This is a genomic window from Thermotoga sp. Cell2 (genome assembly GCF_000789375.1).
Taxonomy (GTDB): Bacteria; Thermotogota; Thermotogae; order Thermotogales; family Thermotogaceae; genus Thermotoga; species Thermotoga petrophila.
The window spans coordinates 1,205,280-1,220,992 of the sequence record NZ_CP003409.1 but is presented as its reverse complement, the minus strand read 5'-3'; the positions used below and the strand labels follow the sequence as shown (position 1 = coordinate 1,220,992).

Sequence of the window (15,713 nt, the reverse complement as noted above, 5' to 3'; positions counted from 1 at the left end):
GAGAATGGAAAAAACGAAGAAGATAGCTGTGATGAGTGGTAAAGGTGGCGTTGGAAAAACTACTGTAGCGGTGAACCTTGCTGTTGCACTGGCGGCTGAGGGTTACCAGGTTGGTCTTCTCGATCTCGACCTCCACGGACCAAACGTTCAAAGGATGCTCGGTGTTTCTCTGCCACCTTCCGAAGGTGAAAAGATCGTTCCAGCAAAGTATGGAGATTCTTTGAAAGTCTTTTCATTAGCAATGATTCTCCAGGAAGGTGCTCCCGTCATATGGAGAGGTCCTCTCAAACACAAGGCGATTGAACAGCTCACAAGAGATGTAGAATGGGGTGACCTCGACTACCTGATCTGTGACCTTCCACCGGGAACAGGGGACGAAGCGCTTTCCACCTTTCAAATAATAAAACCTGACGCTGTGATAGTCGTTTCCACTCCTCAAAAAGTGGCTGGAGACGATGTGAGAAGAGCGATAAACTTTGTCAAAAGATTGAGTGGAAAGATACTCGGACTGGTGGAAAACATGTCCTATCTGGTCTGCCCAAACTGTGGTGAGAAGATATACGTTTTTGGAAAGGGAGAGACAGAAAAACTGGCAGAAGAATTTGGTATCCCTCTTCTTGCCAGGACACCCATGGATCCAGAGGTGGTTTCCCTCTCAGACGAAGGAAGGCCTGCGGTGGTTTATAAGAGAGGAACCACAATAGAAGAAGAATTCAAGAAGATCGTCGAGAAAGTACTTTCTCTGTGACCACAGAGTTCTTTCCAAGAGTTTTTGCCAGGTAGAGGGCCTCATCGGCCCTTTTTATTGTTTCAAAGGGGTCCTCGCCGTTTTTGTATTCTGCCACTCCAAAACTCAGAGTGATGTGATAGGTGTTCTCTGGATCTTCCATAACGGCCTTTCTCAGCTTCTCTGCTACAATCTTTGCCTCTTCCAGGGAAGTTCCCGGGAGAGCTATAATGAACTCTTCCCCTCCGTATCTTCCCACAAGATCGCTCTTTCTCAAAACGGACTTCATCTTTCTTCCCAGCCAGCCGAGAGTTTTGTCACCCGCAACGTGTCCAAATTGATCGTTTATCTTTTTGAAGTCATCGGCATCGCACATAATGATGGAAAGGGGAGATTTATACCTCGAAGATTTGTACGCCTCTTCCTCAAGACGTTCCATGAAGTACCACCTGGACAGAACTCCCGTGAGAGGATCCTTCATACTTCTGTCTCTGTAGAGACGTTCTCTGAGAATGGTGGTGAGAATGTTTCCAAATTGTTCGAGCGTTTCCACCAGCTCCCAGGCTGTCTTTTCGTCACATTCAAGGTTGGTCTCGACACCAACGATCATGTCGTGCTTCATATCGAGATGGAAGGACATGACCGTTCTGAAGGGTGAAATTTCGAGGAAGTCCTTCTCCATAGGTGGAGTGATTGGAGATGTTGAATATTCTTCCATCACCTTTTTCGTTGTTCTCTCAATTATTCGAATTGAAAAAACTTCGTATGGAATTACTTCTGAAAGCCTTGCCGAAGCAAACTCCATCATATCAGAAAATTCCTTTTCTGTTTCTATGAAACCCAGCAATAGATAAAACGGTGCTTTTTTCTCTTCAATTTGAGTTTTTTCTTCCACTTCCAGCTTGACCGAAACTTCTCTCAAGCCTATCAGGTTGTAAACAAAAATCGCCCTTCTGAGATAACGCTTGGCTTTGAAGTTTTCTCCAAGGGCACTGTAGAATTTGTAAAAGGTTTCATAAACCAGAGCGAGTGTGAGATTTGAAGAGTTTTCGACGTTTTCCCTTTCAAGTTCGAGCAGAAAATCTTCGAAGCCTTCTGGATCCAATTTTGCTAACCTTTCTGTAAAAACGTAAGCGATTTCTTCGTTGAAGAATTTCTGAGGAGTTTCAAGCCTTTCTTTCCAGATTTTCAAGAGCTCTGAATCGTCTTTTGCAAGAACCAGCCTCTTGAGAAAATCGAATCCGAATCTATCGAACTCGGGTTCATCCTTTTCCAGAAGACTTTTAGCGGATTCAACGTCTCCAGAAAACAGATAGTTAATGACCAGTCCTCTGAGTGCTCTTCTTTCTATTCCGTGTCTTTCTTCCAGTTCGAGTTCTGTTCTGAAGACTTCTTCTGCTTTTTGGAAATCTTTCTTGTGGATGTAGTAGAGCCCTTCGAGAAAGTAGGTGTAAGAAAGGATGGGCATGTCTTCAAAGAGCCTTGCCTGTTTTCTCAGTCTTTCAAGCTGGACGAGGAAGTTCGTTATTTTTCCCTCGTAGAGCAAGCTCCATGTCAAATTGCTTTCGTCCACGATGGAAAGTGATGGGTCTATTTTTCTTGAAAGCTCTAAAGAGTGATGGAAGTAGTAGTTGCTCATCGCTCTCGTTCTTGAAAGAACTCCCAAAGCTCTGTAACCCATCACTTGAAGGTCGAGGAAACCTTCCGAGGTGGCAATGTTCATCATCTCTTTCAGTGCTTCCCGATCTTCAGTTGAAGAAAAGAGATCGTAGAGAAGATGAGCCTTCAGATAAAGCCTTTCTCTTGTGGAGAAGTTTTTCTCTTTGAGCTCTCTTTTGATGGTGTTGAGAATTTCCTGAGGGGCTTTCTTTCCCGCTCTTATGTGAAAACGGGAAAGAACGACGAGATTGTATAGATCATAATAAGACAGTGAGTCTTTTTGCAAGATCGATTCAACATCTATTTCTCTGAGGGTTTTGAATCTGCGAAAATGAAAATTCTCCTTTTCTACACCCAGAGGATCTATTCTGAAAATAAGCTTCATCTTCAAGCTTTCTATGGAATAATAGGGCTTTTCGAAAAACTCTTCCAGTCTTCTCAGGTATTCAATGAGCGATCTGGTCTTTTCATAATCCCAGAAGTGCTTTCTCACGTATCTCAGCACGTAGAAAAACTTTAATTTTGGGTCTTCCAGAGATAGAGCGTGTTTTATTGCGAGGTCGTCCGGGAGATTTTCGAACAGTTTTTCGTGGAGATTTTTCTTTTTGTTCTCTGAAAGCTTGTTGTAGTAGTAGTATTTCCAGAATTCTCTAAGTGCGAATCTGTAGAGTCCTTCTTCTGTCGTTATCACACCAGAATCATATGCGGACATCAAAGTGTCATGGTAGTCTTTTCCGGTTATCTTTTCAAGAACCCTCAATTCGCTTCCGGTGAACTTCTGTCCCAGAACGCTCAGTTCTCTGATTTCTGCGGAATCCAGCTCTCGAAGAAGAGGTTTTAAGATTCCAACGATGTTTTCTCTGAGATTGGATTTGTTGAAGAATTTCAACAATTCTACCATGTATCCCGGTAATCCCTTGCTGAGACTGTGAATCAACTTAACTTGATCCTCGCTGATTTTTCCAATCGCTCTCTCAAGAAAGATACGAGTTTCCTCAACTGTGAAAGGAGAGAGCCTGTACACCTTGTGGAAGAATTGAAAAGCCTTTGTAGAAGTTGTTAGAACGATTATTTTGGTGATAGTGGAGAGTCCGGAAAACTCCTCGAGAAACGATAACAAGTCTGAACCTTCAAACAAGTCGTCGATCAAGATCACCTTTTTTTGACCGTCGTCGAGTTTGGTGAGAAGATCGAGTTCGTCTGAAGCATCGTACCATACACGGAGATCTTCAAGAGATGAGATCTGGTGAATCATATATCCTCTTTCTCTCAATTCATCGACCAGAACAGACGCGAGTTTCGTTTTTCCCACCCTCTGTTCACCTGTGATCAGAATGAAGAGAGGAAATTTTTGGGAAGTTTCTATGTCTCTTTTTATCAGTTCTTCTTCTTTCCTGTGAATGTAGGGAATTCTGATCTCTCTGGAGTCGAACGAGGGCTCTCTGGTCTCCAGATGAGGTTCTATTCCGTGGATTTTCAAAAAACGCCTGCACACTTCTTCGGTTGCCCGGGAAGATCTCTCTGGAGAAAAAACAACGCCCTTCACATCGTCCGGAATGTTCGAGATGAGTGCAGGGATCAAAAAAACTCCGTCGTTCACCAGTACGTCGTCCATCCCGAGCGCGGGAACAGTGACGCCCGCTCTCGAGAGAAAAAGAAACATCTTGAGAAGCTGTTTTGCGACCTGCTCGCTCAGATTTTCGAGAGGTGCGAGGTTGTGGTAGTAGGGATAGAACAGCAGGAACTTCCCATCAGAGATTTTCAACCTTTCAGGCAGAAGAACGTTTGGCAGATTGAGACGTTTCAATTTCGCGTATTCGTTGAAGAAGAAAGATCTATCCACGGGAGCTCTTACGATTTTCAAAACTTGATCTTCACCGTCATCTTCTATGAGAAATTCATCCCCCCAGTACGTCTCCCTCAGGAATTTTTTCACTCTCACTTTCCACACCTTCTTTGAACTTCTTCAAGAGATGATTTATAACCCTGGGAATCACTTCTTCTATTTTCTTCCCCTCGAAAGTCACACCCGCTGCTCGAGGGTGCCCCCCTCCTCCAAGCTCAAAGGCAACCTCGTTGACGTTGAACCAGTCTTTTGATCTCATGCTGACATGTATTTTACCACGTGGAAACTCCATGAAGAGCACAGCCACTTCCACGCCTCTTATGGAACGAAGCTCACCGACAAATCCCGCGCTGTCCTCATCGGTGCAGTTGTGTCTGAGATAGGTGTCGTAATCGATGTAGGAGTAAGCGATCTTTCCATTTTCAAGCAGCTGGAGTCTTTCGAGGACTTCAGCGAACAGTTTGAACTGTTCGAATCTCTTGTTCTCCAGGATCTCTTTGGCAACGAAATGTGCATCTGCTCCCATCTTCACCAGTTTGTAAGCGTCTTCGAACACTCTGACATCTGCGTTGGAGTGCCTGAAAAACCCTGTGTCGGTTGCGATCCCAAGGTAGTTCAAAGTGGCAAGGTTCGAATCGTACTCTACACCAAGCGCCATGTTGATTCTGAATATCATCTGAGCGGTGGCTGCAAAAGACGGATCCACCCAGTTCCAGTTTCCGAAATTCGTGTTCGTTGAGTGGTGATCGATCACAACAGAAGGAACCTTATCCAGGAGATCCTGAAACTTTCCGATTCTGTCGGGAGAGGAGACATCGACCACCACAAGAAGCTCCGGATCAAAATTCGGATTCTCTTCTATTTTATCTATGTAAGGGAATTTCTCGAATACGTAAGGAATTTTGTAATCTACAGCAGCCTTCACTTCTTTTCCTAATTTTTCCAGTCCGAGTGTGAGGCTCAGAACGGAACTCACACAATCACCATCTGGCATTATGTGACCTACGACGAGTATTCTATCGTGTTGAGAGAGCACTTTGACGATCTCGTCCACTTAGAACACCTCCACTGCAGTGGTGAGAGCTTTTTCTATTTTACCCTGTGCCATTTTCGTTGTTCTCACCACTTCTTCGTGTGACAGTCTTCCGTGGGTGATACCGGCTGCCATGTTCGTCACACAGGAGAATACAACCACCTTGAGCCCGCAATGTTTTGCAGCGATCACTTCCGGAACGGTTGACATTCCAACAAGATCGGCTCCGAGCTTTTCAAAGGCGCGTATTTCAGCTGGCGTCTCGTAACTTGGTCCAAGAACACCGATGTAAACCCCCTCCTTCAGTCTGAGTCTTTCCTGGATTTTCCTCGCCCATTCAGGATCAACAACCGAGGACATATCGGGAAACCTCGGACCTATCTTTTCGTCGTTTGGACCTCTGAGAGGATTTCTGAACATGAAGTTTATTATGTCTCTCACCAGAATGATTTCTCCAGGTTTGAACTCCGGGTTTATCGCACCGGCGGCGTTGGTTACAACGACACCTTTCACTCCCACGTATTTTGCCAGATACACGGGAAAAGCCACCGTTGCTGGATCGTGACCCTCATAAAGGTGAAACCTTCCTGCCATGATCATAACTGGCTTATCGCTTATTCTTCCAAAAACGAGTTTCCCGCTGTGACCTTCCACGGTAGGTTGTGGGAAGTGAGGAATATCTTTATAATCTATAATAACAGGGTCTTCCACTTTTTCTATGAAAGGCCCAAAACCGGATCCCAGGATGATCAAAATGTCCGGTGAAAGGTTCGTTCTTTCACTTATAAACGTCCTTGCTTCTTCGATCTTTTTCATCATAACTTGTGATCACCTCCACGTAACTATTCTACTATAAAGTGAGGTGTTGATGGTGTATCCCAGGCTTCTGATAAATCTAAAAGAGATAGAAGAAAACGCAAGAAAAGTGGTCGAAATGGCTTCCAGAAGAGGTATAGAAATAGTTGGTGTTACCAAGGTGACTCTTGGTGATCCCCGTTTTGCGGAAACGCTCAGAAAAGCGGGTATCGGGATACTGGGTGAGTCCAGGATAAGGAACGTTCTCAGAATGAAAAAAGCGGGAATCGAAGGACCGTTCATGCTCCTGAGACTTCCCATGATGAGTGAACTTGTTGAAGATGTGAAGCACTTCGATTACATAATGGTCTCCGATCCTGATGTAGCAAAGAAAGTGGATGAGCTCTCCAGAGAGATGAAGAGAAACGTGAAGATCATATACATGATAGACGTGGGAGATCTCAGAGAAGGTGTTTGGTTTGAGAAGGCCGTTGAAGAAATAGCTCAATGCAGGGGAGCCAACATCGTGGGAATAGGCACCAATTTTGGATGCTACGGTGGTATCATACCAACGAGAGAAAAGTTCGAAATCCTGCTCGATATAAAGGAAAAGCTGGAAAAAAATCACGGATTCAACATAGAGATAGTCTCCGGTGGAAACACTCCGGCGCTCTACGCACTGGAGAATGGAGAGATTCCTGAGGGAATAAACCAGCTCAGGATAGGAGAGGCCATTGTTCTGGGAAGGGACATAACGAACAATCGAGTCATAGACTGGCTTTCTCAGAACACCTTTCTGATCGAGGCTGAAGTGATAGAAGTGAAGGAGAAACCCTCCGTCCCCCTGGGAAAGAGAGGACTCGATGTCTTTGGAAGGAAGGTTGACTTCGTGGACAGGGGTATAAGGAAAAGAGCGATCTGCGCTCTTGGAGAGCAAGATATAGACAGCAGAGGGCTCATTCCCGTGGACAAAGGAGTTGAGGTACTGCACGCTTCGAGCGATCATATCGTCCTCGATGTTACGGATTTTGGAGATGTGAAAGTCGGTGACGTGTTCAGATTCAGAATGACTTACTCCTGTCTTTTGAAGGCTATGACTTCTCCATTCGTGGAGAAGGTGTATGAACCCTCAATCTGAGGGGAAAGTCTTAATACGAGGAGGAAACGGTTTTGAACGAAAAAAAACTCGTCGAAGCCCTCAAAAGGAAAGAAGACTGGGCATACGAGGTTCTATACAGAGAATTCGCTCCAAAAATAGGGAGTATAGCAAAGAGCTTTTTGAACACCGACGATGTGGATGATGTCGTTCAGGATGTGTTTTTGAGGATTTTCAAAGGGATAAAGAAATTCAGAGGTGATTCGAAGCTCTCTACGTGGATCTACAGGATAGCCGTGAATGTCTGTAAGGACTACCTTCAGAAGTACAAGAAGAGAAACGAGTTTTTGACAGATTTTCAGGAGAAAGACAACGAGGAAGAAATCTATATCCAGCCAGAAGCGAAAGAGAACGTACTCGATGAAGTGCTTCGCTCAATCACCGCTGAGAGGGTTCAAAAGGCTCTGGAAAAGCTCTCACCGGAGGACAGGCTGCTCATAAAACTGAGGGATATAGACGGGTTGAGCTATGAAGAAATAGCGTCCGTTTTGCAAAAACCTGTTGGAACTGTAAAAAGCCGTCTTCACTACGCAAGAAAGAGGCTGGGAAACTTGTTGAAAGAGGGTGAAACTGTTGAAAGATGACAGATTGAACAGGATTCTTGACGGTGAAGAGCCCATAGAGGGGCTTCCTGAGGAACTCCTCAGAGATTACCGAGTTTACAGGGAGGCTATCACTCTCTACAGAATACGATGCGAGTACGTTCCAAGTGAACGTCTGATGAGGAAGATCCTGAAAAAAAGGCGAAAGAAACTCGTCCTTTCAACAGTTTTCGCTGGGATCGCAGTTTCCCTGCTGCTTCTTTCTGTAGTCCTCGACATTTTCCCTGTCTCTCCGTCTCGAAAAGTTGTTCAAAAACAAAATCCTGTTGTTAAAGAGTTAATAGATTACATAAAAACAGTGGAAGTAGTGAGCGATGGATGGTGATAGTGTGAAAAAGTACGTTCTGGTAGTTTTGTTTTTCCTCGCAGCTACGATTTTTGCACTACCTGAAATCGTGGAAAAGTGGATGTACGCGAACTATTACGCGAAGAGGATAATGGTTGAAATTGGTTTGAAAAGCCGTTTCAGATACGAAGAGGTGTACAAGTGGGGAGCGGACAAGATGGTTCTGGTACACGAACCCGTCAGTGTGAACTGGGTGAGACTGGGTCAGAGCTGTTACATGGGATCCGGTACCACCTTGAAGAGATCTCCCATGCTCATTCTCGATCTTGAGGATCTTGCCTTCAAGGAGATTCTGCAGGGAAGAGATCTGAAAATTGAAGAAACAAACGAAGGGTACGAGATATACATTCATGACACGGGAGAATACCGCGTGCTTCTCTCATCCGATGGATTCCCAAAAGAGATCGAAAGAAACTACATGGACACGAAGAGCAAGCTGATCTACGAAGAAGTGAAACCGCTTTCTGCCGATAAGAATGAAATTTTGAAAGACTACACTCTTGTGGACTCTGGAGTGGAATTTCCAAAAGAACTGGTTGACATCCTGAGTAACTTTCGTTTCCTCATAATCAGAGAAGGAACATCGGGGCTCGAGATAGAGGGTATCTACAAAAACGGTCAAAAAGTAGAGATATTCATAGGAAACGACCTTCCAAAGGGTGGTTTACAAGTCAACATCAACGGACTCAAGATAGCCATCGTTGCCGATGAAAAAACTCTTGAGGAGATAAAGGTGATTCTTGGACAATGAGAGCGCTCATAGTGGACGGTTACATAGACGAGCCCGCCGCCTTTGGTGTCCCACCTTATGTGAGTCCGTACGTCAGGTACCTCGCAGGTGCACTTGTGGTTCATGATGTAGAAGTCGATTATGTCACCATAGACAAAATGAGAAAGGAATCACTCTGGGAAATTGCGAACGAATACGATTTTCTTTTTGTTTTTGGTGGAATCACCGTGCCAGGTCGATACAAGGGCGGAACACCTCTCACCCTTTCAGAGCTTCAGAGGATTCTCAGCATCGCAAGAAGACCCATAAAAATAGTGGGTGGTCCAATAGTTGGGGGATATTCACTCAGAGGGGGATCTGTGGCAAGACGATTTGACATACAGGCGGATTATCTGGTGAGTGGAGATATGGAGGCTTTTGTAGTCTCCTATTTTCAGGGTGTACCCGATCCAGAGGCAAAAAGCGATTATGAGCTGATCGATGCGGTGGCACCTTATGGGGCCGTTGTCCTTGAGAAACATCCGAACTTTCCGCATGTCATATGCGAAATAGAAGTCTCGAGAGGTTGTGAAAGAAGAACGTTCTGTTCTTTTTGCACAGAACCGCTTCTCCATGGAAGGTTGAAATCTCGAGATGTACAGGCCATACTGAAAGAGATAGAGTCCCTCTACAGAGCTGGATGCAGAGCATTTCGCTTCGGAAGGGCTGCGAATATTCTGGCGTTTGGATCTGACAGGAACGGAGGGAAGCCCTCTCCGGAGATCCTGGAGGAGTTGTATTCGGGTACCAGAGAAGTAGCTCCTCATCTGGAAGTTCTCCACACGGATAACGCCAACCCATCCTACCTTGTTACATACGAAAAGGAATGTAGAAAGATAGTTGAAACCATTGTCAGATACAACACACCAGGCGATGTGTTCTCCTTTGGAGTGGAGTCCTTCGACGAAAATGTCCTGAAGAAGAACAACGTTCAGGGTTCGCCGGAAGAGTTTTTGAAAGCCATCGCTGTTGTGAACGAGATAGGTGGAGTGCGGGTGGATGGAATACCAAAACTCCTTCCCGGTGTGAATCTGATCTTTGGTCTTCCGGGGGAAACGGAAGAAACCCTCAAAAAGAATTATTCATATCTGAAGCGCATTCTCGATGAAGGTTATCTTCTGAGAAGGATAAACATCAGAAAACTTCTCGCTTATCCGGGAACTCCGGTATACGAGTATTTAAAGAATAAAAAGCACAGAATCAAAAGTTATCTTCATGATCAGTGGAAAAGAAGGATAAGGGAAGAGATAGATCGTGAAATGCTGAAGAGAGTCTTCCCTGCCGGCACTGTTCTAAAAAAGGTGATAGTTGAGTACAGAGAAGGAAAAATCTCTTTTGGAAGACAGCTAGGGAGTTATCCGATACTCGTCGGCATTCCAGGAAATCACAGTGGTGTGCTGGACGTGGTTGTGGTTTCCCACGGCGAACGATCGGTGACTGCCCTGCCTTACCCTTCCTTCATAAACTCCATGTCACTGGAAGAACTCACAGCGATACCCGGAATCGGAAACGCCCTCGCCAGAAAGATCATTCTGAATCGTCCCTTCAGAAGCTGGGAAGATCTCAAGAAAGTAGTTCCCGCCGAGACAGCGAACTTTCTCAGAAATCTTGGCATTTCTTTACAGCAGGTGTAAAATATGCTCGGGTGATGCACATGAAAACCGTTAGACAGGAAAGATTGAAGTCCATCGTAAGGATTCTCGAGAGATCAAAAGAACCTGTCAGTGGAGCTCAGCTGGCAGAAGAACTCAGTGTGAGCAGGCAGGTGATCGTTCAGGATATCGCCTACTTGAGAAGTCTTGGTTACAACATCGTGGCCACGCCAAGGGGATACGTGCTTGCGGGTGGAAAGTCTGGAGTCTCGAGGCTTGTAGCTGTGAAGCACGCGCCAGAAGAGATAAAAGAAGAATTACTCTGTGTGGTGAGAAACGGTGGAAGAATAGTCGATGTGATTGTGGAACATCCGGTTTACGGTGAAATAAGAGGTATCATCGATGTTTCCTCCGAGGAAGAGGTCTTGAAATTTGTAAACTTGATGGAGATGGCAAAGACAGAACCTCTCTTAACTCTCTCTGGAGGAGTTCATCTTCACACCATAGAGGCACCGGATGAAGAAACAATGGAAAGAATCATGAGAGAGCTGAAGAAAAAAGGTTTCCTGATAGAGGAGGGATAAAAGATGAGAATAGACGAAATAGTTGAAAAATACGTGGACAGAAAAACTCAGAGAAGGTTTCTCATCCTCACTTCTATCGCCTGGATGTTCGATGCTGCCGGTGTTATGCTTCTTTCTTTTGTGCTTCCTTACGTGATAAAGGAATGGAATCTCACCTCTACTCAGGGAGCTACCATAGCAAGTGCTACCTTCCTTGGAATGCTTTTTGGAGCGCTTTCTGTGGGGTTCGTGGCTGACCTTCTTGGAAGGAAAGTTTCCAATCTGTTCTTTTTCATCGTAACGATCACCTTCACTTTTCTGTCCGGCTTTTCCTCATCGTTCGAAACTCTTTTAGTTCTGAGAGGCCTTTCGGGTTTTGGGTATGGAGGCTTGATGCCTTCGTTCAACGCGTATCTTGCAGAATTCACGAGTATCAGACTCAGGGGAAGGTATCTTGTGCTTCTGGAGTCGAGCTGGGCGGTTGGGAGTATACTGATAGGACTCTTCGCAGTGAATGTTCTCCCGAACTGGAGATGGGTCTTCTGGATCTTCTCCATCGGGTACCTTTTTGTTCCGGTGTTTCTTAGGATGCCCGAAACCCCAAAGTACGCGTTTTTGAAGGGTGGAAAAGAAGCGCTGGAGAGGTCTCTGGGTAAAAGAGTGGAGGAAGAGGTGGAGCTTCCAAAAAAAGAGAAAGTTCCCATCCTGGCTCTTTTGAAGAGGGAACATTTGAAAGACACAGTTGTGATCTGGATAGCGTGGTTCGTTGTGAGCTTCGTGTATTACGCTCTGTTCACCTGGGCTCCCAGGATCTTCTCCTCGCTGGGTGTGAGTGTTGTCAAATCTTCCTGGTTCACATTCTACATGATGGTGGCACAGCTTCCCGGGTACCTTTCGGCAGCCTACTTCATAGAAAAATGGGGAAGAAAGGCTTCTCTTGGTGTTTACTTCATAGGAACAGGACTTGCCGCTCTGCTGTGGGCCAACGTGAGAGGAGATGCTTCGCTTCTTGCAGCTGCTTTGGTCCTTTCTTTCTTCTGTCTTGGAGTGTGGGGACTGGTCTACGCTTACACACCGGAGCTGTATCCCACGTCGCTCAGGGGGACTGGAAACGGAGCAGCGGGAGTATGGGCAAGGATAGCGGGTATAATAGCTCCTTACTACACAGGCTTCATGATGGAGAAAGGAAAAAGCATCGCGGAAACCCTCGCATGGATCTCCGCGATGGCAATGTTTGCCGGTGTGATCGTTCTGATGTTTGGAAGAGAAACAAAGGGGAAATACGTGGATTAATCTGGAACAACGGTGCTTCCCACGTCTTCTCCCTTCAGCGCTTTCAGAAGAGTTCCTGGTTCGAAGAAATTGATCACCTTCACTGTGATCCCAAGCTTCTTACACAGTGCGAAGGCTTCGGCGTCCATGACCTTGAGCCCCATTTTCATCGCTTCTGAGAACGTGAGATGAGGGATCTTCTTAGCATCGGGAAATTTCTTTGGGTCTTTATCGTACACACCATCCACTTTTGTGGCTTTCACCACCAGTTTTGCTTTCATCTCCTGGGCTCTCAGAACGGCTGCCGTGTCCGTTGTGAAAAATGGATTGCTCGTACCTCCAGCGAAGATCAGAATGCTGTTTTCTCTTAGGGCAGATTCTATAGAATCGTAGTTCACCCTTTCCACATCCGGAAGATTCACTATCTGTGAATAAATTCGAGCTTTCAATCCGGATCTTTCGAAGATGTCTTTCAAATATACGGAATTCATCACGGTTCCGAGAAGACCGATCTGATCGGCCCTTGTCATGGTGAGATTCTTCAGCTCGACACCCCTGAAGAGATTCCCTGCTCCCACAACGATACCTATTTTGAAACCTTCTTCAATGGCGCTTTTAATCTCGTTGACTATGTAGTTCACTCTTTCTGGATCGAACCCTCTGCCTCCTTCTCCCGAGAGTGCTTCCCCACTCAGCTTCACCAGTACTCTCATGATCCATACCTCCAAAAAAAGGGTGAGCTTTTCGCTCACCCTCGCTTATGTGTGTCGTTGATCAATCTTCATAGCCCTCTCCTATCTCGTATCTTGTGAACCTTGAAACTCTTATGTTTTCACCTGTTTTCGCTATCAGTTCGTTTATGAGATCTTTCACCTTTTTTGTATCGTCGAATATGTAAGTCTGTTCGTAGAGACACACCTGTTCAAAGAATTTCTCGAGCTTTCCTTCTACGATCTTTTCCACGATGTTTTCAGGTTTATCTTTTATCTGAGCTCTGTAGATTTCTTTCTCTTTTTCTATGACTTCTGCCGGAACGTCCTCTCTTCTGACGTACAGAGGTTTCATTGCAGCAACCTGTTTTGCGAGGTTGTAAGCGAGTTCTTTGAACTCATCGGTTCTGGCCACGAAGTCCGTTTCACAGTTCATCTCGAGCAGAACACCTATTCTTCCGTTGAAGTGAACGTATGCAACGATGATTCCTTCTTTGGTAGTTCTTCCAGCTTTCTTTTCAGCTGTTGCAGCACCCTTTTTTCTGAGAATCTCCACCGCTTTTTCCATATCACCGTTGGCTTCTTCGAGGGCTTTTTTACAATCCAGAATACCTGCACCTGTCATTTCTCTGAGCTTTTTGATTAGGTCCATGGATATTTCCATGTCACTTTCCTCCTTTCTTGGTCTTCGCCTTGATCTCGTAAGAATTTGGATCGTGCCAGCCATAATCCAGGTTTAGTTTTACTTTGAATTCCTTTTGAAGCTTTTCTAAATCTTCCTTTTTGAAGTATCCTGACATGTTCGGATGAACTTTCAATGTTACTTCCTCAAAATCTTTCAATTTTTTCAAATCTTCTCTGATTCTCTTAAGCAGAATCTTTTGAGAAAGTACTTTTCCCGTTCCCGAACACACGGGGCACCGGGTGAAAAGAAGTGTATCCAGAGGTCTTGTCGTTCTTTTTCTTGTTATTTCCAGAAGCCCAAGATTTGTGAATCCAAAGATTTCGATTCTTGTTCCGTCTCTTTTTGCAACCTCTTTGAATCGTGAAAGAAGCTTTTCATAACTCTTCGGATCTTTCTGCTTTATGAAATCTATTACCACGATTCCTCCAATGTTTCTGAGTATCAACTGACGAACGATTTCTTCGATGGCCTCCATGTTCGTTTTCAAAGCGAGTTCCTCCTGGTTTTCAGCGTCTGTGTAGCTTTCCGAGTTTACATCTATAACGGTGAGCGCTTCTGTTCGATCTATGACGATGTTTCCTCCGCTTTTCAATGGAACAGTGCGGGAGAGAAGTTTTTTCAAACGTTCGTAAACGGAAAACTTTTCAAACAGGTCACCTTCTACGTACTCGATCTCCGGTTTTTTCGGAAGATTTTGAAGATATTTCTGTAAGGTCTCAAGGAGTGATCTGTCGTTGTAAATCAATTTGTCTATCTTCGAATTCACCTTTTCTTTGATGATCTGTTCTACAGGATCTTCTTCGTATAGCAACTTCGGTTTTCTCGATCTTCTGAACTTTTGAAGTACCTGGTTCCATTTTTCTAATGCCCTTTCGAAATTCTTTATGATCTCCTCTTCGTCCACACCTTCCGCTGCTGTCCTCATTATTACACCGACACCGTATTTTTTTCTCAGAGAAAAGGCTATGGTTCTCAATCTGCGTCTTTCTGAAGCATCTTCTATCTTTCTTGAAACACCTATCACTTTTTTGAAAGGAAATATGACAACGAATCTGTCGGCTATCCCTATCTGGGGTGTTACCTGAGGTCCTTTTTTTCCCGAAGCATCCTTTTTCACCTGTACGAGTATCTTCTGGCCTTCTTTTACTTCTTGTCCTTTCAGAACAGTTTTCCTGTAGGCTTCATTAATCTCGCTGAGTTTCAAAAAGGCGTTCCTGCCCTTTCCAATTTTCACGAAGGCTGCTTCGAGTCCTGGTACAATTTTTTCGATCCTTCCAAGGTAAATTTTCCCTGCGATCGTTTCTATCTCATCGAAAAAGATCTCTTCGAGTTCTCCATCGTTCATTACAGCGTAGGACAGACTGTCTGATTGAACATTAAGGAGAAATTCTCTTATATCCTTGACACCTCCGGTTTACTCTGCCATCTCGATGAGATGAATGTCTCCGTTTTCGTCCCTGTAGAGGAGATTTATTTCGCCAGTATTGACGTTTCTGAAAACGAGGAATCGATGGTTCAACTCATCCATCTGCATAACTGCTTCATCGAGATCGAGGTTGAGAAGAGAAACTCTTTTTACAGAAGAGACCTTGTCAGATGGGGAAAATTCACCTGGCTCTTCAAGAGGAGTTTCAACGAGTGCAGAACTTCTATGAGGGTGGTTCTTCAGCCTCTCTTTCAATCTTTTCACCTGTTTTTCTAGAGCATCCGAGGCAAAATCTATCGCGGTGTAAATATCCGGGTGTCTTTCTTCTACATTGATGATGTTCCCTTTCAGATTCATATTGAACTTAACCACATATTGATTCTTACCATCTTTTTCTATTCTAACGTTGAAGGAAACGAGGTCATCATCGTAAATCACCCTGTCAATTTTATCGAGCCTTTTTTCCAGATAATTTTTGATGGCTTCGGAAATTTCTACACCCTTTCCCGTTATCCTGTACTCCATAAAAGCA

General features: G+C 44.7%; 15 protein-coding genes. 8 read left to right on the top strand and 7 right to left on the bottom strand.

The window, feature by feature from the left end:
• Positions 1-4: 4 nt before the first annotated feature.
• Positions 5-748 (top strand): Mrp/NBP35 family ATP-binding protein, encoded by a 744-nt coding sequence (locus CELL2_RS06170; protein ID WP_038034638.1) that lies wholly within the window; start codon positions 5-7, stop codon positions 746-748.
• Here CELL2_RS06170 and CELL2_RS06165 read toward each other — a convergent pair.
• From CELL2_RS06165 to CELL2_RS06155, 3 genes are read right to left on the bottom strand one after another with little or no spacing between them, the layout of a single operon-like run.
• Complete coding sequence (locus CELL2_RS06165) at positions 714-4,328, bottom strand: diguanylate cyclase (protein WP_038034640.1); 3,615 nt, start codon at positions 4,326-4,328, stop codon at positions 714-716. The two genes, CELL2_RS06170 and CELL2_RS06165, sit on opposite strands and share 35 nt — an antisense overlap.
• A complete protein-coding gene (locus CELL2_RS06160) occupies positions 4,285-5,286 on the bottom strand; it encodes a bifunctional oligoribonuclease/PAP phosphatase NrnA (protein ID WP_038034644.1) in 1,002 nt (333 codons plus the stop codon). The genes CELL2_RS06165 and CELL2_RS06160 overlap by 44 nt, the downstream gene beginning before the upstream one ends.
• Entirely contained in the window at positions 5,287-6,084 is a 798-nt protein-coding gene (locus CELL2_RS06155) for a purine nucleoside phosphorylase I, inosine and guanosine-specific (RefSeq protein ID WP_038034646.1), read from the bottom strand. It lies immediately after the preceding gene.
• Between the two features lie 49 nt (positions 6,085-6,133).
• Here CELL2_RS06155 and CELL2_RS06150 point away from each other — a divergent pair, with 49 nt between their 5' ends.
• From CELL2_RS06150 to CELL2_RS06120, 7 genes are read left to right on the top strand one after another with little or no spacing between them, the layout of a single operon-like run.
• Positions 6,134-7,198 carry a lysine racemase gene (locus CELL2_RS06150; protein WP_004082040.1) on the top strand — a complete coding sequence of 355 codons (1,065 nt, stop codon included), beginning with the start codon at positions 6,134-6,136 and terminating at the stop codon, positions 7,196-7,198.
• Between the two features lie 32 nt (positions 7,199-7,230).
• Complete coding sequence (locus tag CELL2_RS06145) at positions 7,231-7,800, top strand: RNA polymerase sigma factor (RefSeq protein WP_004082042.1); 570 nt, start codon at positions 7,231-7,233, stop codon at positions 7,798-7,800.
• Positions 7,781-8,143 (top strand): hypothetical protein, encoded by a 363-nt coding sequence (locus tag CELL2_RS06140; RefSeq protein ID WP_010865369.1) that lies wholly within the window; start codon positions 7,781-7,783, stop codon positions 8,141-8,143. Before CELL2_RS06145 ends, CELL2_RS06140 begins: the two co-directional genes overlap by 20 nt.
• Positions 8,144-8,147: 4 nt before the next feature.
• Positions 8,148-8,915: a hypothetical protein gene (locus CELL2_RS06135; RefSeq protein WP_228378896.1), complete on the top strand. Its 768-nt coding sequence runs from the start codon at positions 8,148-8,150 to the stop codon at positions 8,913-8,915.
• Entirely contained in the window at positions 8,912-10,567 is a 1,656-nt protein-coding gene (locus CELL2_RS06130) for a radical SAM protein (RefSeq protein WP_008194869.1), read from the top strand. Before CELL2_RS06135 ends, CELL2_RS06130 begins: the two co-directional genes overlap by 4 nt.
• Before the next feature lie 14 nt (positions 10,568-10,581).
• Positions 10,582-11,109: a transcription repressor NadR gene (locus tag CELL2_RS06125; RefSeq protein ID WP_004082049.1), complete on the top strand. Its 528-nt coding sequence runs from the start codon at positions 10,582-10,584 to the stop codon at positions 11,107-11,109.
• Positions 11,110-11,112: 3 nt separating this feature from the next.
• On the top strand, positions 11,113-12,381 hold the full coding sequence (locus CELL2_RS06120) for an MFS transporter (protein WP_038034649.1): 1,269 nt from the start codon (positions 11,113-11,115) through the stop codon (positions 12,379-12,381).
• Here the strand turns inward: CELL2_RS06120 and pyrH are convergent.
• From pyrH to hpf, 4 genes are all read right to left on the bottom strand, one after another.
• Positions 12,378-13,073, bottom strand: coding sequence for a UMP kinase (gene pyrH, locus CELL2_RS06115; protein ID WP_038034651.1), 696 nt, complete (start codon positions 13,071-13,073; stop codon positions 12,378-12,380). The genes CELL2_RS06120 and pyrH overlap by 4 nt on opposite strands.
• A gap of 61 nt (positions 13,074-13,134) precedes the next feature.
• Positions 13,135-13,734, bottom strand: a complete 600-nt coding sequence (tsf, locus tag CELL2_RS06110; RefSeq protein WP_038034653.1) for a translation elongation factor Ts — start codon at positions 13,732-13,734, stop codon at positions 13,135-13,137.
• Between the two features lies 1 nt (position 13,735).
• A complete protein-coding gene (locus CELL2_RS06105; protein ID WP_038034655.1) occupies positions 13,736-15,100 on the bottom strand; it encodes a ribonuclease E/G in 1,365 nt (454 codons plus the stop codon).
• Positions 15,101-15,169: 69 nt separating this feature from the next.
• The gene (hpf, locus tag CELL2_RS06100) at positions 15,170-15,706 is read right to left on the bottom strand and encodes a ribosome hibernation-promoting factor, HPF/YfiA family (RefSeq protein WP_004082054.1); all 537 of its coding nucleotides are present in this window, start codon (positions 15,704-15,706) and stop codon (positions 15,170-15,172) included.
• Positions 15,707-15,713 lie beyond the last annotated feature (7 nt).